Source organism: Rhodococcus sp. WWJCD1 (assembly GCF_002258735.1).
GTDB lineage: Bacteria > Actinomycetota > Actinomycetes > Mycobacteriales > Mycobacteriaceae > Rhodococcoides.
Window position 1 is genome coordinate 1 of sequence record NZ_NOXY01000031.1, and the last position, 20802, is coordinate 20802.

The window sequence follows — 20802 nt, forward strand, 5'->3', positions numbered from 1 at the left end:
GCCTTCGCGGTAATGCAGGTCGGTGTGGCAGACCCCGCAGGCCTGGATTTTCACGACGACCTCGTTGGGGCCGGGATCGGGGATGGTGATCGTCTCGATGGAGACGGGTGCGCCCTTGCTCTTGGCGACGACGGCGCGGACCTGCTGCGGCATGTGTTCCTCCACTGAAAATCGGGTGTTTCGTGCTCTGTTCAGCCTCGCACAACGCATCGTCACGTGGCGACATCTGCATGGGTTCGACGCCCCGAACCGTGGAGTTCACAAGGTTGTGACCGGGTGGGCACGCAGTCTTTGCGTGCGCCCGGTACCTATGAGAAATGTCTGAACCCATGGAGTACGACCTGGTGGTCATCGGCTCCGGCCCCGGCGGCCAGAAGGCGGCCATCGCGGCTGCGAAGCTCGGCAAGCGAGTGGCGATCGTGGAGAAGGGACACATGCTCGGCGGGGTCTGCGTCAATACCGGAACCATCCCGTCCAAGACGCTGCGCGAGGCCGTCCTGTACCTCACGGGCATGAACCAACGTGAGCTGTACGGGGCGAGCTACCGGGTGAAGGCCGACATCACTCCGGCCGATCTCCTCGCTCGCACCCAGCACGTCATCGGCAGGGAGATCGAGACGGTGCGCTCGCAGCTGCTGCGCAACCGGATCGAACTGATCACCGGTATCGGCAGGTTCGTCGATGCGCACACCATCGCGATCGAGGACGAGTCGCGAGGCGAGCGCATCACCGTGACAGCCGCCAACGTGGTGATCGCCACCGGAACCGCGCCTGCGCGTCCCGTGGACGTCGCGTTCGACGACTACCGGGTACTCGACTCCGACGGAATACTCAATCTCGAGTTCATCCCGGCTTCGATGGTGGTCGTCGGAGCAGGCGTGATCGGGATCGAGTACGCCTCGATGTTCGCAGCCCTCGGCACCAAGGTCACGGTCGTCGAGAAGCGCGATTCGATGCTCGACTTCTGTGATCGCGAGATCATCGAGTCGTTGCAGTTCCATCTCCGCGACCTCGCCGTGACGTTCAGATTCGGCGAAGCGGTCACCGCGGTCGACGTCGGCCCGAACGGTACCGTCACCACGCTCGCGAGCGGCAAGCGCATTCCGGCGGAGACGGTGATGTACTCGGCCGGGCGCCAGGGATTGACCACGGCGCTCGAACTCGAGAACGCTGGACTCGAGGCGGACGCGCGCGGCCGCATCTTCGTCGACGAGCATTTCCAGACCAAGGTCGATCACATCTATGCGGTCGGCGATGTCATCGGGTTCCCGGCGCTGGCCGCGACGTCGATGGACCAGGGCAGGCTGGCGGCGTATCACGCGTTCGGTGAGTCGAGCGCCAAACTGACCGACCTTCAGCCCATCGGCATCTACTCGATCCCGGAAGTGTCCTATGTCGGTGCAACGGAGGTCGATCTGACGAAGGGGTCGATTCCCTACGAGGTGGGAGTGTCGAGGTATCGCGAACTGGCCCGCGGCCAGATTGCCGGCGACTCGTACGGAATGCTGAAGTTGCTCGTCTCCACCGAAGACCGGTCGATTCTCGGTGTGCACATCTTCGGGTCCGGTGCGACGGATCTGGTGCACATCGGACAGGCAGTCATGGGATGCGGCGGTACCGTCGATTATCTCGTCGACGCCGTGTTCAACTACCCGACGCTGTCCGAGGCGTACAAGGTTGCCGCGCTCGATGTCACCAACAAGATCCGAGCGCTGGCCAACTTCGACCGCTGACGGGCCTCACTCGGAACCCCGACGACCACTGGGGAATGAACGACGGCCGTCCGGTTGTTCTTTCCATCAGTGATTCGCCACGTTCGACGTCGGCGTGTACACGGTGCATACGGAGGGTCGGCGTATTCTGACCCGGATCTCGCATCGAGGTACCGACGAGTCGATCCGAAAGGGGCCCGGCCATGACCGAACAGTCGAAGATGTACGAGCTGGAATTTCCGGCACCGCAAATCTTCTCCGACGACGGCGTCGGACCCGTCCTCGTGCACGGCCTGGAGGGATTCTCCGACGCCGGTCACGCCGTGAAGTTGGCGACGACCCATCTGCGCGAGAGCCTCGAATCCGAACTGGTGGCGTCGTTCGACGTCGACGAGTTGATCGACTACCGGTCCCGTCGTCCGACGATGACGTTCAAGTCCGACCACTTCTCGGACTACGACGCTCCCGAGCTGAACCTCTACGCAGTCAAAGACCGGGCAGGTACGCCCTTCCTGCTTCTGGCCGGACTGGAGCCGGATCTGCGGTGGGAGAAGTTCACCACCGCCGTTCGCCTCCTCGCCGAGCAGCTCGGTGTGCGGCGCACCATCGGTCTCGGCTCCATCCCGATGGCAATTCCGCACACACGCCCACTCGGGGTCACGGCACATGCCAGTGATCGGGAGCTGGTCAAGGAAGGCAACAGCTGGGCGGGCGACCTACAGGTGCCCGGAAGTGCGTCGTCGCTGCTCGAGCTTCGGATGGCTCAGCACGGCCACGAGTCGATGGGCTTCTCGGTGCACGTCCCGCATTACCTCGCCCAGACGGACTACCCAGGCGCAGCCGAGACCCTGCTCGAGAACGTCAGCGAGGCCGCTGAGCTCGATCTTCCGCTCGCAGCACTCGGCGAGGCTGCGGCGCGAGTTCGCGAGCAGGTGAACGAGCACATCACCGGAAACGACGAGGTGCAGTCGGTGGTGCAGGCACTCGAGCGTCAGTACGACACGTACGTCGCCGCACAGGAGCAGCAGTCGACGCTGCTGGCCGGTGACGAGCCGCTGCCGAGCGGAGACGAGCTCGGTGCAGAATTCGAGCGCTTCCTGGCCGAACAGGCCGGCCTCGACGAGGGCGACGACACCGACCGGCAGTGATACGCCCCCGACGACAGTGTGAGTAGTCACAGCGTGGAGTCGTAGCAACCGTCGAATCGGACAGCGGGAGCGGGTCGAAACATACCTGTAACCGCAAATACGCTCGATGTTCTGCCCCGAACGTCATCTCGTGCGAGAGTCGTAGCGACACGTACTCCGGTATGTACCGTCAACACACTCGTACACGGCGACGCCGTACTGCATCGCGCGTGCGGCGCACCAGGGAATGTCAGGAGGCGCAGATGGCTACCACTCCGCGCAGTCGCAAGCTCCGGCCGGTTCCCGACGAAGAACCACGGCTGATCTTCCGGACCATTCACGGATACCGGCGGGCGTTTCGGATGGCCGGTGAGGGCCCGGTGGTGTTGCTGATCCATGGGATCGGCGACAACTCCGAGACGTGGAACGAGGTGATTCCGCACCTCGCGAAGAACTACACCGTGATTGCGCCGGATCTTCTGGGACACGGACGTTCGGACAAGCCCCGCGCGGATTACTCCGTCGCCGCGTACGCGAACGGCATGCGCGACCTGCTCTCGGTTCTCGGCATCGAGCACGTCACCGTCATCGGTCATTCACTCGGTGGTGGCGTTGCGATGCAGTTCGCCTACCAGTTTCCCAACATGGTCGACAGGCTGGCGCTGGTGTCCTCCGGCGGCGTCACCAAGGACGTGCACCCCATTCTTCGTCTCGCGTCGATGCCCTTTTTGAGCGAGGCCGTCAAGCTACTCCGTCTACCGGGCGCGATACCCGCGGTCAAGCTGGCCGGCGGGGTACTCAGCAAGCTGCACAGCTCACCGCTACGACCCGGTTCACTGCTGCACGACACCCCGGATCTGATTCGGGTGTTGAGCGAGCTGCCTGCACCGACCACATACGAGGCGTATCTGCGGACCCTGCGCGCTGTGGTGGACTGGCGAGGTCAGGTGGTCACGATGCTGGACCGCTGTTATCTCACCGAGAACCTGCCCGTCCTGCTCGTCTGGGGTGATCAGGATTCCGTCATTCCGGTGAGTCACGCGCGCCTCGCCCACTCGGCCATGCCGGGCTCGACTCTGGAAGTGTTCGAGAACTCCGGACATTTCCCGTTCCGTGACGACCCCATGCGCTTCCTGCAGGTGGTGGAAGACTTCATCGACTCGACCCCGTCGCTGACCTTCGACGAGGTGCGGTGGCGGAATCTGCTCATCACCGGCGTCGGTGAGGACATGATCACCGGAAGCGCCAGCACTCGGATGGCCGTTCTCGGTGCCATGGGTTCGGACGAGCGCAGCGCGACCTGACGCGTCGCCTCGGCCGCGGACGCTCGGTGTCGATGCGGGACGGACGGCAGATCCCACATAGCCTGTAGAGGTGCTCCTCACCGAACTGATTCCCGATGTCTCCGCCGAGAATTCCGACGGCGTCGACCCGGACGTCCTGTTCGACACCTTCACCAGCTGGACCGCCGATCGAGGTCTGACCCTCTATCCCGCGCAAGAGGAAGCCCTCATCGAGCTGGTCTCCGGCTCCAACGTCATCCTCGCGACCCCCACCGGTTCGGGCAAGTCGATGGTGGCCATCGGGGCCCACTACGCCGCGATGGCCGCAGGCATTCGTAGCTTCTACACCGCGCCGATCAAGGCACTGGTCAGTGAGAAGTTCTTCGCCCTGTGCGAGATCTTCGGTGCCCAGAACGTCGGCATGATGACCGGCGACGCGTCCGTCAATTCCGGAGCCCCGATCATCTGCGCCACGGCCGAGATCGTGGCGAACCTGGCCTTGCGCCAGGGTGCCGGCTCGGACATCGGCCAGGTGATCATGGACGAGTTCCACTATTACTCCGAACCGGATCGAGGGTGGGCCTGGCAGGTTCCGTTGATCGAGCTGCCGCACGCTCAGTTCCTGTTGATGTCGGCGACGTTGGGCGACGTGTCGTTCTTCCGAGACGATCTGACCAGGCGCACCGGGCGAACCACAACGGTCGTCTCCGGCACCGAGCGGCCGGTTCCGTTGATGTTCTCCTACGTCACGACTCCGATCAGCGAGACCATCGAAGAACTGGTGCAGACGCACCTCGCGCCGGTGTACGTCGTGCATTTCACTCAGGCTTCGGCTCTCGAACGCGCTCAGGCATTGACGAGCGTCAACGTCGCGTCCAAACAGGAGAAAGCCGAGATCGCAGAGGCCATCGGCAACTTCCGGTTCACCACCGGATTCGGCAAGACTCTCTCGAGGCTGGTCCGACACGGCATCGGCGTGCACCACGCCGGCATGCTGCCCAAGTATCGGCGCTTGGTCGAGAAGCTCGCGCAGGACGGCCTGCTGAAGGTGATCTGTGGGACCGACACACTGGGCGTGGGTATCAACGTTCCCATTCGGACAGTGCTGTTCACCGGACTCACCAAGTACGACGGCATCAGGACCCGCAAGCTACGGGCCCGCGAGTTCCATCAGATCGCAGGCCGCGCGGGCCGGGCGGGATACGACACGCTCGGTACGGTCGTCGTCGAGGCCCCGGAGCACGACATCGAGAATGCGCGGCTGGTGGCCAAGGCAGGCGACGATCCCAAGAAGCTCAAGCGAGTGCAGCGCAAGAAGGCACCCGACGGTTTCGTCTCGTGGGGCGAGCCGACGTTCGAGCGGATCATCGCAGCGAGCCCCGAGCCGCTCACCTCCCGGTTCTCGGTGAGCAACGCAATGCTGCTCAATGTCATTGCACGGCCGGGCAATTGCTTCTACGCCATGCGCCACCTGCTCGAAGACAACCACGAGACCCGGCCCGCTCAACGCAAACACATTCTGCGTGCGCTCTCGCTGTATCGGGGGTTGGTCGACGCGGGCATCGTCGAGCAACTCGAGGAGCCGGACGCCGACGGTCGGCACGCGCGACTGACCGTGGACCTACAACCGGATTTCGCACTCAACCAGCCGCTGTCCACCTTCGCGGTCGCATCCTTCGAGCTTCTCGACGTCGAGTCACCGACCCACGCACTGGATGTGGTGTCGATCATCGAATCGACGCTCGACGATCCTCGCCAGATCCTGATGGCTCAGCAGCATGCTGCGCGCGGTGAGGCGGTCTCGCAGATGAAGGCCGACGGCATCGAATACGACGAGAGAATGGAGTTGCTCGAGGAGGTCACCTGGCCGAAACCACTTGCAGAACTGCTGGTTCCGGCGTTCGAGATCTACCGCGGCACCCACCCCTGGCTCTCCGAGATCGGACTCTCGCCCAAGTCCGTCGTACGCGACATGGTCGAGCGAGCGATGACCTTCGCCGAGCTGATCAGTCACTACGGTCTGATGCGATCGGAGGGACTGGTGCTGCGCTATCTCGCCGACGCCTATCGCACACTGCGCCAGACGGTTCCGCCAGAATCTCGAACGGAGGAGGTCCAGGACATCACCGAATGGCTGGGCGAACTCGTCCGACAGGTGGATTCGAGCCTGCTCGACGAGTGGGAGAACCTGACCGACCCCGGTGCCGAGCCCGAAGCCCTCGTCGAGGCATACGGATCCGACGCGCCGCGTCCGATCTCGGCCAATTCCAGGGCATTTCGGGTGCTGGCCCGCAACGCAATTTTCCGTCGAGTCGATCTGGCGGCGCGGCGCCAGTGGAATGCGCTCGACGAACTGGACGACGGTCCGGATTGGGAGGCAGAGCTGGATCCGTTCTTCGCCGAGTACGGCGAGATCGGAACCGGCCCCTCGGCCCGTGGTCCTGCACTGTTCAGCCTGAATGTCGGTGCAGAATCCACCACGGTGCGTCAGGTACTCGAGGATCCGGACGGGGACCACGGTTGGTCTCTCGACGCGGTCGTCGACGTGCCGGAATCCGATGCCGCCGGCGAGATCGTGTTCGACGAGATCGTGATCTCTGCAGGCTGATACCGTCCAAGCATGGCTACCGACGTGTCCGTCGTCCGTGTGTTCACCGATGCCGACGGCAGGTTCGGCAACCCGCTCGGGATCGTCGCCGCCGACGCCGTTGCGGAGAGCGACCGGCAGCGGTTCGCCGCCGATCTCGGCTTCAGTGAGACGGTGTTCGTCGAACTCACCGAACCGGGTACCGCGTCGGCAACCATCTACACCCCGGCGGTCGAGCTACCCTTCGCCGGACACCCCACTGTGGGACTGTCCTGGTGGCTCCGCGAGCAAGGTCATCCGGTGACCACCCTCGCCGTTCCCGCTGCGCCGTTGAGCATCCGCTACGACGGCGACGACACCTGGGTTCGCGCCCGCGCCGACTGGGCTCCGAACTTCACGTTCCATCAGGTTCACGATGCCGCCGAGGTGGCCGCCGACGATCCGAGCGCCTACGACAGTGGGCACCACTATGTCTGGGCCTGGACCGACGAGAAGGACGGGGCGCTGCGATCGCGCATGTTCGCCCCCATGATGGGTATCGCCGAGGACGAAGCGACAGGTGCCGCCGCCGTCCGGCTCACCGGGGAACTCGGCCGCGGTCTCTTCATCGTGCAAGGAGCAGGCTCGCGGTTGCGCACCACGGTCGACGACGACGGCTGGGTGGAACTGGGCGGACGCACCGTGACCGACGCGTCGATCACGGTGTGAGCGGTACGTCCACTTCGATTTCCTCGCCCAGCCGGACGCCCGCAGCCAGTGGGAGTCGGTCGCCGCTCCAGAACTTTCCGGGGTCGAACCAATTTGCCTTCTTGTTGCCGGTGAGCAATCCCATCGAGTCGTAGGTCGTGGCGACCACCTCCGCGCAATAGGCGGTTTCGAGGGTGGGTCCGTCCTGCTCGTGTTGTCGCCGCAGCGTCGGCACCCGCCCCCGGAACCACCGACCGGCGAGCGCGGCCGTGGTGGGAAACGCAGTTCCGTCCATGCGCGCTATCGTGCGCAGCAGTGCGTCTTCCTGGTCCTTCGTGACGGTCTCGTCCAATTGCCGCAGCCAGCAACGCTGTTGGTACTTCGTGGCCCACTGGGTGACGGCCGCGCGCAGATCGTGGAGCTGCACACCGCGCTGAAAGTTACCGGTCCACATGTCCTGCAACGACTTTCCCAGTTCTGCGTGCCACATCAGCGGCGGCAGGTCGTCGATCACGACGGCCATTCCGACGTGATTGACCGGGCTGTTGGTCAGCGCCTGAATTGCACGATCGGCCGTCGACTCTCCGCGGAAGATCCAGATGTCGCCCGTCCTGGTGGCATCGACGGCGGTATCGAGGCTGATTCGAGACGGGTTCATGCTTCTCACCCTAGGTCTTGGCGGATCGGCAACCGCACGTCGTGACGGTACGGTTGCCGAATGAACGTGTGGAAAGCTCTCGGCCTCGCCGGGATGGCCGGTGTCGCGGCCACTGGGGCGCTGGTGGTGCGGTCCGAGCGCAAGCGGCGCGCCTACGCGCCGAACGAAGTACGCGATCAGCTACACCAGCGGTTCGCGGCTCTCTCGGGTGAACCGGAACCGGCAGCTGCTCCCCCGCTCTCGCGGGGGCAGCAACTGCGCAACAAGCTCCGGTTCAGCCGAGGGCGCTGAGGATTCGCGAGGCCAGCTCTTCGATCTCGGCGTCCGTCATGACGAAGGCAGGCGATATCTGCATCGCACCCTGACCGGCGGCGCGGCCCGAAACCCCATGCGCACGCAGTGTTTTGACGAACGGTAGCGCCTCGGCCGGGTCGGCGAGCTGAACTGCGGCAACCGCGCCGATGCCGCTGCGGATTTCCGAGACCCGATCGTGCTCGGCGAGCGGCGCGAGGTGCGTGTGCAATGCGGCTTCGATGCGCTTGGAGTGCGTCAACAGTTCTTCGCGCTCGATGATGTCGAGGTTGGCCATCGCTGCGGCAGCCGCGCCTGCGTGGCCGCCGTAGGTGTAGCCGTGTCGCCACCAGACTCCGCCCGCGAAAAACGGTTCGGCGATCTTCGGGGCGATGAACACGGCACCCATGGGCACGTATCCCGACGTCAGCCCCTTGGCGGTCGTCATCAGATCGGGTTCGAGCTCGAAGCGCGTCGACGCGAACCAGCTACCGCCGATGCGGCCGAAGCCGGTGACCACTTCGTCGGCCACGAACAGGACGTCGTTGTCGCGGCAGATCTGCCGAACCTCGCGCAGGTAGCCCTCCGGCGGCAGGTAGATTCCGCCTGCTCCGATCACCGGCTCGCAGAAGAAGGCAGCCACATTTTCCGCGCCGACCTCCTCGATCAGCGCAAGCAATGACTTCGCGTCATCCCAGGAGACCGTTCTGGCGTCGGCCATGAGTTCGCCGTAGTTCTCCTTGTTGACCGGGATGCCGGCCAACGAGGTGCCTGCGACGTGCATGCCGTGGTAGGCCTTCTGCCGACCGACGATCAGCTTCTTGGACGGCTGTCCCATTTCCACCCAGTAGCGGCGTGCGAGCTTGGCGGCGGTGTCGATGGAGTCCGATCCACCCGAGGTGAAGAAGATCTTGCTGCCCGGAACCGGTGCGATGGCGGCGAGACGATCGGCCAGGGCCAGCGTGGTCTCGGGAACGAAGTCGCCGAAGTTCGAGTAGTGGGCAATCGAGCTCAGCTGGGTGGCGACAGCGTCGGCGATCTCGCGTCGGCCGTGACCGACGTTGGTGAACCACAGACCGGCGGTCGCGTCGAGATACTTCGTTCCCTTGTTGTCGAAGATGTACGCGCCCTCGCCTCGCGACACGACGAACGGCCCGTTGGCGGTGACGTTGCCCATGTCGGCGAAGCCGTGCCACAGCGCAGAGGAGTGTGTGGTGGCGGCTGGATCCAGGTCGGAAGACATGCGCTACACAGTAGTGGAGTCCGCTTCGATCGAGTCCGATCCGTACCTCCACCGTCCTGCGAGCCGTCCGAGAGCATTGACTGCCAGCGCCATCAGCGCGAAAGCGACGGTCAGCACGACCAGCCCGACCGCGAGCGCGAGGTATCCCTGTGCCCGCGGATCGAGGAACGGATAGGGGTACCAGTCGACGACGGGTCCACGGACCAAGGTGTAGACCCCGTAGATCAGCGGGAACAGCAACCGCGTCAGACTGCGCGACTCGGAGATCTGCCGCCGCGGTGGAGCGAGAATCCAGTCGAGCAGAAGGACCACGGGCATGATGCGATGCACCACGTTGTTGGTCCACGGATCCGCGACGCCGACATCGATGTTCGCGAGAAGGACCGCGTAGATGATGCCGGTGATCACCATGTACAGCGTCACTGCTCCGCGAAAGAGCTGCCAACCCGGAGACCGTGGATCGATCACGCCGCCCACCATGAGTACGAGCACCGTCAGGACGTTGCTGATCACGGTGAAGTAGCTGAAGTAATTGACCAACGAGAACGTCGAAGAGCCGAGCCCGTTCACGACGATCGAGACGAGCGCCGCGGCGGTGAGGGCCGCGAACAACACCCGCAGCGTCCTGATCGGTACCGGCGTGCGTGGTTCCGCGGTCACATCGTGCGAGATGCCCATTCGGCGATCCTGGCACAGTCGCGGCCGGCATTCACGAAGGTTGCGTAGATACGGATATCCTGGTGTGAGTATGTCTACCTCGAATCCGTCCGGTCAGCGAAAATCTCTCGCCACACGTCTGGCGAACGTCACCATCCGCGACGAGAACCGACTGCGGCGGCGGCTGGACAAGGCCCGCACCGACGACGCGTTCGCAGTCCTCGATCGCGATGTCGCTCGCGCCGAAGCCGTGGTCGCCCATCGCAGAGCAGCGGTCCCCACCCTCGAGTTCCCCGAGTCGCTTCCGGTCAGTCTCCGTAAGGACGACATCTCCGCCGCCATCGCCGAGCATCAGGTCGTGATCGTCGCCGGTGAAACCGGCTCGGGTAAGACCACCCAAATTCCGAAGATCTGTCTCGCACTCGGTCGCGGAATTCGCGGGTCGATCGGTCACACCCAACCGCGCCGGCTCGCGGCACGTACGGTGGCCGAGCGCATCGCCGAGGAAGTCGGTGAGCCACTGGGCGAATCCATCGGTTACAAGGTGAGATTCACCGATCAGTCGTCGGATTCGACCCTCGTCAAGCTGATGACCGACGGTATTCTCCTGGCCGAGATCCAGCGAGACAGACTGCTTCGCCAGTACGACACCCTCATCATCGACGAGGCCCACGAGCGCAGCCTCAACATCGACTTCATCCTGGGTTACCTCGCGCAGTTACTCCCCCGGCGACCCGATCTGAAGATCATCATCACCTCGGCCACGATCGATCCGGAACGATTTGCCCAACACTTCGCCCGCGGCGGCGTACCCGCTCCGATCATCGAGGTGTCCGGCCGCACGTTCCCGGTCGAAATGCGCTACCGGCCACTGACCGTCGACGCGGGTGACACCACGATCGACCTCGATCCTGTCGATGCCACTTGCCAGGCCGTCGACGAGCTGATGGCCGAGGGCGACGGCGACATTCTGGTGTTCCTGTCCGGTGAACGCGAGATCCGCGACACCGCGGACGCTTTGAACGACCGCAATCTGCGTAACACCGAGATCGTGCCTCTGTACGCGAGATTGTCTGCGGCCGAACAGCATCGGGTGTTCTCACCGCACTCGGGCCGACGCGTGGTGCTCTCGACGAACGTTGCGGAGACGTCGTTGACAGTTCCCGGCATTCGCTACGTCGTCGATCCCGGCACGGCTCGTATATCTCGATACTCGTTGCGCACCAAGGTGCAACGACTACCCATCGAACGGATCTCCCAGGCATCGGCGCGGCAGCGAGCCGGCCGCTGCGGCCGCGTCGCCGACGGTATCTGCATCCGGTTGTACTCGGAAGAGGACTTCGAGTCGCGGCCGCAGTTCACCGAGCCGGAGATCCTGCGCACCAACCTGGCGTCGGTCATTTTGCAGATGACCGCCCTCGGGCTCGGAAAGATCGACGCCTTCCCGTTCGTCGAGCCACCGGACCCGCGCAGCATTCGGGACGGGATCGGCCTGCTCGAAGAATTGGGGGCGCTGAAGCCGGCCACCAAGGACGGCACGGCGGAACTCACTCCCGTCGGCCGGGAACTGTCGGCTCTGCCGGTCGATCCACGAATGGCGCGAATGTTGGTCGAGGCCAACGGCAACGGGTCGCTGCGGGACGCACTGGTGGTGGTGTCGGCCCTGTCGATTCAGGACGTCAGGGAACGGCCCGCCGAGCATCAGCAGGCTGCGGACGAAAAACACGCCCGCTTCGCAGTCGAGAACTCCGACTTCCTGGCTTACGTCAAACTGTGGACGTACCTGCGCGAACAACGGAACGAGCTGTCGTCCAACCAGTTCCGGCGCATGTGCCGCACCGAATTTCTGCACTACCTGCGGATTCGCGAGTGGCAGGATCTACACGGCCAACTCCGTCAGATCACTCGCGGACTCGGTTGGACAGTGCCCGATGCCGACTCCACCGAAACCGCTCTGCACCAATCACTGCTGTCGGGGCTGCTCTCCCACGTCGGACTCAGGGAGGGTGACAAGCGCGAGTTCCTGGGCGCACGCGGAGCGCACTTCGCGATCTTCCCCGGGTCCGGGCTCTTCAAGAAGCCCCCACGATGGGTCATGGCCGCCGAACTGGTGGAGACCGGACGCCTGTGGGGCCGGATGGCCGCTCGCATCGAACCCGAATGGGCCGAGCGGCTCGCACCGCACCTGGTCAAGCGGACGTACTCGGAACCGCACTGGTCCATCAAACGCGAATCCGCGATGGCGTACGAGCGGGTGACGCTGTACGGCATTCCTCTGGTCACGCAGCGACCGGTGAACTACCACCGCATCGACGCCGAGGCGTCACGGGAGTTGTTCATCAGACACGCACTGGTGGAGGGCGAATGGAAGACCCAGCATGCGTTCTTCCACAAGAACCGGGCTTTACTGGACGACGTCGGTGAACTCGAACACCGTGCTCGGCGGCGCGACATCGTCGTCGACGACGACGCACTGTTCGACTTCTACGATGCGCGCATCGCCCCGGAAGCGGTATCGGCGCGACACTTCGACACGTGGTGGAAGAAAGCCCGTCGACAGGACCCGTCCCTGCTGGACTTCACGACGGACACAGTCGTCAACTCCGACGCGGCCTCGGTGCTCACCGGCGCGTATCCCGACGCGTGGCGACAGGGTGAGATCCAGTTTCCGCTGACCTACCAGTTCGAGCCGGGTACGGCCGCCGACGGAGTCACCGCACGAATTCCGATAGCGCTGCTCGCTCAAGTTCAGCCGGTGGGGTTCGATTGGCTGGTTCCGGGGATGCGCGCGGAGTTGGTGACGGCACTGATCAAGTCGCTCCCGAAAGCTCTGCGCCGCAACGTTGTTCCTGCCCCCGATTTCGCCGCCGCGGCGTTGGCGGTCATGAAACCTCGTGCGGAGACTCTGGTGACGGCATTGGCGCGCGAGCTGTCGCGGGCTGCACAGTGCCACATCACCGCGAAGGACTTCGACACCGCGGCGCTGCCCGACCACCTGAGGATGACCTTCGCGGCCGTCGACCCGAGCGGAAAAGTATTGGGCAGCAACAAAGATCTGACCGTTCTGCGCACCAAATTGTCCGGCGAAGTCGGTCGTCAGGTTGCGAGTGCAGTCGGCGACGCAGAGCGCGCAACGACTCTCGCGTGGACCTCGGGCACTCTGGGCCGACTGGAGTCGACCGTTACCCGTGATGTCGGCGGACAGAAGGTCACCGGGTACCCGGCGTTGGTGCCCGAAGGACCGGGCGTTGCAGTTCGAGTCCTGAGCACCCCCGCCCAACAGCGAGCAGCGATGCGCTCCGGAACACGGACGTTACTGTTGTCGACGGCACCGAAAGGCACCAAAGCGCTGCTGGCCGGTCTCCCGACTGCCGAACGCCTTGCCCTCGGCCAGAATCCGTACGGCGGTGTCGACGCGCTCCTCGAGGAATGCCGAGTTCTCGCGGTCGAGGAAGCAATGGACGCGCACGGTGGACCTGTTCGAGATCCGGAGGCTTTCGAGAAACTTCGAGCATCGGTCAATGCCGAGGTTCCACAGCGCACCGCGGCGGTACTGGCCCTCGTACGCCCCGTATTGACTGCAGCGCTTGCAGTATCGGGCCAATTGCAGACGGCATCGGGTGAGCCCGCCGAGGATGTACGCGAACAGCTCGAAGGATTGGTCTTTCGGGGCTTCGTCACCGAATTCGGTTCTCGCAGACTGGCAGATCTGCCGCGATATCTCGCTGCAGCGACCAAGAGGTTGGCCACGCTTCCGAGCAGCGCAGGCCGTGATGCGGCTGCGATGGACGTACTCGACCGCGTCTACGCGTCGTACGGACGGCTGCTCGATTCGCTTCCGGAAAACCGGAAGAACAGCGCAGGTGTGCAGGAGCTGTTCTGGATGATCGAAGAATTGCGGGTAGGGCTGTTCGCGCAAGGAATTCGGACTGCATATCCGGTCTCGGAGAAGCGCATCGAGAAGGCGATCTCCGATCAAGCGCGCTGACGTGCGGAACCGTCAGTCGATGTCGGCAGACTCTCGGTGCTTGCGCAGCTCATGTATTTCCTTCTCGAAATCCTCGGCCGAACTGAACGAGCGATACACGGACGCGAACCGCAGATATGCGACCTCATCGAGGTCGCGCAGCGGACCGAGAATGGCCAACCCCACCTCGTTGCTGGGAATTTCGGCGGAACCGGCGGCGCGGATGGCGTCTTCCACTTGTTGAGCCAAGAGATTCAACGCGTCGTTGTCGACATCTCTGCCCTGGCACGCCCTGCGCACCCCCTTGACGACCTTCTCACGGCTGAACGGTTCGGTGACACCGCTGCGCTTCACGACAGCGAGCACTGCAGCCTCGACGGTCGTGAATCGCCGACCGCATTCCGGGCATGAGCGACGACGCCGAATTGCCTGCCCCTCGTCCATTTCACGCGAATCGACCACGCGTGAGTCGGGATGCCTGCAGAACGGGCAATGCATGAAGGAGCCTCCGTCGTAGCCGATGCGCCGACGTCGAACATACGTGTCGGGGCAGTCAGTCGAGGATACTCAGTCATCGGCGGGTGCGATGGGGCCGGTGGTCATCTAGCGGGCGCGTACTCGACTACAGCCCCGTCGTGAACCTCGACCACACCCGCCGGCTGCACCCCTGCGTCGGCCGACGCAGCTCGTAGGTTCGCGATTCCGATCAGGCCACCGGCAACGACGACGACGGCAAGCACCCACAGCACGAGCGATCGCATCCGGACCGGCTGGCCGGCGAAGTGCGCCGAGGTCTCGTCGAATTCGCGATCGGCGGCATCCCGGTCGGTGACGTCGGTCCAGGTCGGCTCCAGAACCGGCAGGCATGGAGTCGTTCGCGCACCGCGCGTCGCGATTGAACTCCGCAGCGCGGGACGAGCACGGCGACGACGCTCGACGACAGTGGACCGGGTACGGACACCTGCGGTGGTGGGGCGATCGGTGGTGATGGTCATCGGAACCTCGTCTTCGCTCGTTGGATCGATTGTTCGATCAGGCGTTCGATGGACGCTTGTTCGAAGTTCTATCACGAGGCTCCGACAAAGTCTGCAGAAAACGCGACACGAGTCGAACAGATGTTTGATTCAACAGCTGATACACGCTAGATTCGTGTCAGAAACCACACGCCACACGAGTCGACACCATCAACTCCAGTCCGCGCAGACCGAACCACGCAGACCGGATCCAGGACATCAGCAGGAGGCCGACAGCATGAAGGACCAGACCTCGACGAGGTCGACCACGGGTTCCAAGACGACGGGTTCCAAGACGACCGCTTCCGCGCCCGCGAAGGCCGCGGCTGGGAAGCCTGCCGCGGAACCGACGCCCAAGGCCATGGAAGTCGGCACCGACATCAGCGCCGGCCTGACGGAGCGACAGCGAAAGGTACTCGAGGTCATTCGAGCTTCGGTGACCGAGCGCGGCTACCCGCCCAGCATTCGTGAGATCGGTGACGCCGTCGGCCTGACGTCGACGTCGTCCGTTGCCCATCAGTTGCGCACTCTGGAGCGGAAGGGATTCCTACGGCGTGACGCCAATCGCCCGCGCGCGGTCGACGTTCGCGGCCTCGACGAGGTGCAGGCCGATCAAGCTGCTGCTGCGGTCGACGGTTCGTCCGAGGAACAGGACCGCTTGCCGACTCCCACGTTCGTGCCGGTTCTGGGACGAATCGCAGCCGGTGGACCGATCCTGGCCGAAGAGGCCGTCGAGGATGTCTTTCCACTCCCCCGCGAATTGGTCGGTCAGGGTTCGCTGTTCCTACTCAAGGTCGTCGGCGAGTCGATGATCGATGCAGCGATCTGCGACGGTGACTGGGTCGTGGTCCGTCAGCAGTCCGTGGCCGACAACGGAGACATCGTGGCCGCGATGATCGACGGCGAGGCCACCGTCAAGACGTTCAAGCGGTCGAAGGGCGAGGTGTGGCTGCTGCCGCACAACCCGCTGTTCGAGCCGATTCCGGGTAACAACGCTGCCATCCTCGGCAAGGTCGTCACCGTGATGCGCAAGCTGTAGGGCGACGTCTCTGCAGTGACACGCGAAGGGCCGCAGCACATTGTGCTGCGGCCCTTCGCGTTCGTCGGATCAGCGGATCAGAGGTTCAATCCGCGGCCGATGATCTCTTTCATGATCTCGGTGGTGCCGCCGTAGATCGTCTGGACACGAGAGTCCATGTAGGCCTTGGCGATCGGGTATTCCTTCATGTAGCCGTAGCCGCCGTGCAACTGCAGGCACCGGTCGATCAGCTTGACCTGATTTTCGGTGGTCCACCATTTGGCCATGGCGGCTTCCTGGACGGTCAGGGTGCCCGCGTTGAGCAGTTCGATGAACTTGTCCACCATGATGCGGGTGGCGGTGGTCTCGGTTGCCAACTCCGCCAACACGAAGCGGGTGTTCTGGAACTTTCCGATCGACTTGCCGAACGCCTTGCGATCGCGGCAGTACTGAATTGTCATGTCCAGCGCCGATTCCATGGCCGCAGCGGCGACGACAGCGATCGAGAGCCGTTCCTGGGGAAGATTCTGCATGAGGTAGATGAAGCCCATGCCTTCTTCACCGAGCAGGTTGGCCGCGGGCACGCGAACGTCGGTGAAGCTGAGTTCGGCTGTGTCCTGGGCCTTCATCCCGATCTTGTCGAGATTGCGGCCGCGCTCGAAACCGGGCATGTCGCGCTCTACGACCAGCAGGCTGAAGCCCTGAGCACCCTTCTCGGGGTCGGTGCACGCCACGACGATGATCAGATCGGCGTTGATTCCGTTGGTGATGAACGTCTTCGATCCGTTCAGCACCCAGTCGTCGCCGTCGCGAACGGCCTTGGTCTTGATGCCCTGCAGGTCGCTTCCGGTACCCGGCTCGGTCATGGCGATCGCGGTGATCAGCTCACCCGAGCAGAATCCAGGGAGCCAACGCTGCTTCTGCTCGTCGTTGGCCAGCTCGATCAGGTACGGCGCGACGACGTCGTTGTGCAGGGTGAAGCCGATGCCGCTGTAGCCGCCGCGAGTGGTTTCCTCGGTGACGATGGCGTTGTACCGAAAGTCCTTGACGCCGCCGCCGCCGAACTCCTCCGGTGCAGCCGTTCCGAGGAAGCCCTGCTTACCGGCCTCGACCCAGACGCCGCGGTCGACGATGTTCTGCTCTTCCCACTTCGCGTGATTGGGGGCTACGTGCTGTTCGAGAAACTTCCGGTAAGACTCCCGGAACAGCTCGTGCTCGGGCTCGAAAAGTGTGCGTTCCACGCAGATCTCCTTGTTCGGTGCATACCGACGGCGACCTGTGAACGGTGTCATTCGCGGTCGTCGGTACGACTGACGTCACGTTCCAACAGTACGTTCGGGGTGCAGCGAAGGTCGATGACCAAAACGTGCGCGATCCGTGACCGCCCCTGCTAGGTCCGCCGGTCGGCGGTACTTTTCGCGAGCGCCGAGACGATCGGATAGCCCAGCAGGATGCCCAGAGAACCCCACGCGATACCGCCGAGTTCGACCGAGCCCACCGACAGCGTGAGGTCGCCGATGCCCGCGACGAGCGCCGCCGCGACAACGATCAGGTTGACCGGATCGGCGAAGTCCACCTTGGCGTCGGTCCAGATCCGAACGCCCAGCAGCCCGATCAGTCCGTACAGAACCAGGGTCGCTCCCCCGATTACGCCGTCGGGGACGGTGAAGATCAGGGCACCGAACTTGGGCGAGAACGCCAGCACTATCGCCGTGAAGGCCGCGACCCAGTACGCGGCTGTCGAATAGACGCGAGTGGCGGCCATGACCCCGATGTTCTCTGCGTACGTGGTGGTGCCCGAGCCACCTGCGGCTCCGGCCAGGGTGGTCGCCAACCCGTCGGCGATCAGAGCGTCACCGGCCACGTCGTCGAGGTTCTTGCCGGTCATCGCCGCGACCGCTTTGACGTGTCCGACGTTCTCGGCCACCAGGACGATCACCACCGGCAGCGCTACCAGGATCACCGACAGCTCGAACGACGGTCCACGAAACTCAGGCAGACCGATCCAGCTCGCCGCGCTCAGAGCGTCGAGGCGTGGTTGCGCTATACCGCCGGTGACGGCGGCGAAGACCCAGCCCACGACGACACCGAGCAGAATTCCGAGCCGGCCCAGCAGTCCCGGTCCTACGGCCGTGGCCAGCAGAATGGCAACCAGCGTCACTGCAGCGATCAGCGGCTGCGCCTCGAACGACGTTGTTGCTGCCGGGGCCAGATTGAGCCCGATCAACACGACCACCGCGCCGGTCACCACCGGCGGCATCGCTGCATCGAGCACACGCCGACCGGCGATCTTGACGACGACACCGATCGCCGCAAGCACGACCCCGACACACAGGACGGCACCGAGTTGCGCGGCCGGGCCGTTGGCCTGGGTGGCACCGAGCGGAGCCAGGAATGCGAAGGACGACCCCAGATAGCTGGGCACCCGCCCTCTGGTGATGAGCAGGAACAGCACCGTTCCGACGCCCGAGAACAGCAGTGTCGTCGAGACCGGGAAGCCGGTGATCGTCGGAACGAGCAGCGTGGCACCGAACATGGCGACGACGTGCTGCATCCCGATACCGATGGTGCGCGGCCACGACAACCGTTCGTCCGGTGCCACCACCGCCCCGGACTCGACGGTTTTTCCGTTTCCGTGCAGCGTCCAACCCAGATTTCTCATGATGGGAAAAGACTATGGGGTCAGCCGAGGATCGCGCTCACTGCCTCACGGGCGGCGGCAGTGCTGTCGGTCTTCAGGGCAGCCTCGGCAGCGGCCTTGCACTGATCGAGCGTGACCGTAGCCAACTTGGAACCCACATGTGCGACGGCGGCCGACGCAGCAGACAGAGAAGTGATGCCGAGTCCGACCAACACACAGGCCAACAGCGGATCCGCAGCGGCCTCGCCGCAGACGCCGACCGGCTTTCCGGCCTTGGCTCCTGCGGCAGCGGTGTGCGCCACCAGGGCCAATACCGCGGGCTGCCACGGGTCGGTCAAACCGGCGAGCTGAGCAGACATCCGATCCGCGGCCATCGTGTATTGGGCCAGGTCGTTGGTGCCGATGGACAGGAAGTCCACGTGCTCGAGGATGTGTTCTGCGAGCAGGGCAGCAGCAGGCACCTCGATCATGACGCCGGGGGTGAGTCCGCGTTCACGGACGTCGGCGGCGAAGTCCTTCGCTTCCTGCGCGGTCGCGATCATCGGAGCCATCACCCACGGGGACGAGTCGGTCGCCTTCGCGGCGGCAGCGATCCCGTCGAGCTGTCGATACAGAATGCCGCGATCGGCCTCGGCGATGCGAATGCCACGAATGCCCAGTGCCGGATTGGCCTCGTCGGGATGGGTGGCGAACCTCAGCGGCTTGTCCGAACCGGCGTCGAGGGTGCGCACAACGACCTTCTTGCCTGCGAATGCGTCGAGCACCTGGGCGTATATCTCGGCCTGCTCGTCGACAGTGGGTTCGGAATCGCGGTCCAGGAAGCACAGTTCGGTGCGGAACAGACCGACTCCGTCTGCTGCGCTCGATCGCGCTGCCCGGGCACCCGCCCCGTCCTGCACATTGGCGAGGATGTCGACCGCGTGACCGTCGGCAGTCCTGCCTGGGCCGACCCACTGGGACACTCGGTCGAGCTCGTCGCGGGCGGAGACCACCGCAGCGCGGGCCGAGTCGGCGTCGGGTTCGAGGTCGATGCGGCCGCTCGTTCCGTCGACAGCTGCATTCGTACCTGCCGCGATGTCGTCGAGGCCTGCAACGGCGACGATGCACGGGATGCCGAGCTGGCGGGCGATGATCGCGGTGTGGCTGGTCGGACCTCCGAGCGAGGTCGCAAGTCCGACGATGAGGGTGGGGTCGAGGCCCGCGGTGTCGGCCGGCGCCAGGTCGTCGGCGAACAGAATCGACGGTTCGGCCGGCACGGGAACACCGGGCTCAGGAACACCCAGGATCTCGGCGATCACGCGGTCGCGGATGTCGCGCAGGTCTGTCACGCGCTCGGCCATCAGGCCGCCGAGCTGGGTGAACATGGCAGCGAACTTCTCGGTGGCCGCAGCGGTTGCGGCGACGGCAGAACTGCCCTTGGCGATCGAGGAGCGCGCCGCACCGAGCCATCCGCGGTCGGTTGCCATCGCGGCATTGGCCGACAGAACCTCCGACGCAGCTCCCGTCGCCAGCTCGGCGCGACCGCGCAATCGAGTGGCGACGGCGTTCGCGGCAGCATCGAACACAGCCTTCTCGGACTCCCGATCGGCCTCTGCCACCTCGCCGGTATCGGCGGGAATGGACGGACGAGCACCGGGGCGAATGACGGGACCGTATCCGACACCGGGCACGACGGGCGTGCCGCGCAGTGTCGTCTGCGCTGCTCCGGTCCCGGCAGCATCGACTGTCGTGTCTGCGTGTCCGGTCGACGCGGTGCTAACCGATCCCGTCATGTGGTCCTCCTCGGATCCTGCGTGAACAAATGGTCTTCGTACTGATCGGCGAGCTGTGGCGTACTCAATTGCTTTCCTGTGTTGTGACCGAGATTACTCCAAAGCCTTGACATGTCAACACACACGGGCGTAAAACAACATAAAGC

The 20802-nt window shown here is 64.4% G+C and carries 17 protein-coding genes; 8 read left to right on the forward strand and 9 right to left on the reverse strand.

Features of this window, described 5'->3' with window-relative positions; genetic code table 11:
• Positions 1-153: alcohol dehydrogenase catalytic domain-containing protein (locus tag CH286_RS23005; RefSeq protein ID WP_176458206.1), on the reverse strand; the 153-nt coding region annotated here is incomplete at its 3' end.
• Positions 154-317: 164 nt separating this feature from the next.
• Between CH286_RS23005 and sthA the strand changes: the two genes are divergently transcribed.
• From sthA to CH286_RS23030, 5 genes are all read left to right on the forward strand, one after another.
• Positions 318-1733 (forward strand): Si-specific NAD(P)(+) transhydrogenase, encoded by a 1416-nt coding sequence (sthA, locus tag CH286_RS23010; RefSeq protein WP_032403285.1) that lies wholly within the window; start codon positions 318-320, stop codon positions 1731-1733.
• Between the two features lie 182 nt (positions 1734-1915).
• Complete coding sequence (locus CH286_RS23015) at positions 1916-2860, forward strand: proteasome assembly chaperone family protein (protein WP_094610491.1); 945 nt, start codon at positions 1916-1918, stop codon at positions 2858-2860.
• A gap of 242 nt (positions 2861-3102) precedes the next feature.
• The gene (locus tag CH286_RS23020; RefSeq protein WP_032377724.1) at positions 3103-4143 is read left to right on the forward strand and encodes an alpha/beta fold hydrolase; all 1041 of its coding nucleotides are present in this window, start codon (positions 3103-3105) and stop codon (positions 4141-4143) included.
• A 70-nt stretch (positions 4144-4213) separates the two neighbouring features.
• A complete protein-coding gene (locus tag CH286_RS23025; RefSeq protein ID WP_094610492.1) occupies positions 4214-6730 on the forward strand; it encodes a DEAD/DEAH box helicase in 2517 nt (838 codons plus the stop codon).
• 12 nt (positions 6731-6742) lie between these two features.
• A complete protein-coding gene (locus CH286_RS23030) occupies positions 6743-7417 on the forward strand; it encodes a PhzF family phenazine biosynthesis protein (RefSeq protein ID WP_094610493.1) in 675 nt (224 codons plus the stop codon).
• On the opposite strand, the gene CH286_RS23035 is transcribed toward CH286_RS23030, so the two are convergent.
• Positions 7407-8054, reverse strand: a complete 648-nt coding sequence (locus CH286_RS23035; RefSeq protein WP_094610494.1) for a hypothetical protein — start codon at positions 8052-8054, stop codon at positions 7407-7409. The genes CH286_RS23030 and CH286_RS23035 overlap by 11 nt on opposite strands.
• 60 nt (positions 8055-8114) lie before the next feature.
• Here CH286_RS23035 and CH286_RS23040 point away from each other — a divergent pair, with 60 nt between their 5' ends.
• Positions 8115-8345, forward strand: a complete 231-nt coding sequence (locus CH286_RS23040; protein ID WP_032377720.1) for a hypothetical protein — start codon at positions 8115-8117, stop codon at positions 8343-8345.
• Here the strand turns inward: CH286_RS23040 and CH286_RS23045 are convergent.
• Both CH286_RS23045 and CH286_RS23050 read right to left on the reverse strand, forming a co-directional pair.
• Positions 8329-9588 carry an aminotransferase family protein gene (locus CH286_RS23045; protein WP_032377719.1) on the reverse strand — a complete coding sequence of 420 codons (1260 nt, stop codon included), beginning with the start codon at positions 9586-9588 and terminating at the stop codon, positions 8329-8331. The two genes, CH286_RS23040 and CH286_RS23045, sit on opposite strands and share 17 nt — an antisense overlap.
• A 3-nt stretch (positions 9589-9591) precedes the next feature.
• Positions 9592-10266 carry a Pr6Pr family membrane protein gene (locus tag CH286_RS23050; RefSeq protein ID WP_094610495.1) on the reverse strand — a complete coding sequence of 225 codons (675 nt, stop codon included), beginning with the start codon at positions 10264-10266 and terminating at the stop codon, positions 9592-9594.
• A 70-nt stretch (positions 10267-10336) separates the two neighbouring features.
• Between CH286_RS23050 and hrpA the strand changes: the two genes are divergently transcribed.
• Positions 10337-14233, forward strand: a complete 3897-nt coding sequence (gene hrpA, locus CH286_RS23055) for an ATP-dependent RNA helicase HrpA (RefSeq protein ID WP_094610496.1) — start codon at positions 10337-10339, stop codon at positions 14231-14233.
• Between the two features lie 12 nt (positions 14234-14245).
• Here hrpA and nrdR read toward each other — a convergent pair whose 3' ends face one another.
• Together nrdR and CH286_RS23065 are read right to left on the reverse strand one after the other, a co-directional pair.
• A complete protein-coding gene (nrdR, locus tag CH286_RS23060; RefSeq protein WP_008716872.1) occupies positions 14246-14710 on the reverse strand; it encodes a transcriptional regulator NrdR in 465 nt (154 codons plus the stop codon).
• Between the two features lie 101 nt (positions 14711-14811).
• Positions 14812-15207: a hypothetical protein gene (locus tag CH286_RS23065; protein WP_037151586.1), complete on the reverse strand. Its 396-nt coding sequence runs from the start codon at positions 15205-15207 to the stop codon at positions 14812-14814.
• 379 nt (positions 15208-15586) lie between these two features.
• Here CH286_RS23065 and lexA point away from each other — a divergent pair, with 379 nt between their 5' ends.
• On the forward strand, positions 15587-16264 hold the full coding sequence (lexA, locus tag CH286_RS23070) for a transcriptional repressor LexA (RefSeq protein ID WP_032377716.1): 678 nt from the start codon (positions 15587-15589) through the stop codon (positions 16262-16264).
• A gap of 77 nt (positions 16265-16341) precedes the next feature.
• On the opposite strand, the gene CH286_RS23075 is transcribed toward lexA, so the two are convergent.
• The 3 genes from CH286_RS23075 to ptsP form a co-directional block, all read right to left on the reverse strand.
• Complete coding sequence (locus CH286_RS23075) at positions 16342-17484, reverse strand: acyl-CoA dehydrogenase family protein (protein WP_032378423.1); 1143 nt, start codon at positions 17482-17484, stop codon at positions 16342-16344.
• 149 nt (positions 17485-17633) lie between these two features.
• On the reverse strand, positions 17634-18905 hold the full coding sequence (locus CH286_RS23080) for a uracil-xanthine permease family protein (RefSeq protein ID WP_170944829.1): 1272 nt from the start codon (positions 18903-18905) through the stop codon (positions 17634-17636).
• 20 nt (positions 18906-18925) lie between these two features.
• A complete protein-coding gene (gene ptsP, locus CH286_RS23085) occupies positions 18926-20656 on the reverse strand; it encodes a phosphoenolpyruvate--protein phosphotransferase (RefSeq protein ID WP_052058489.1) in 1731 nt (576 codons plus the stop codon).
• Positions 20657-20802: the final 146 nt, after the last annotated feature.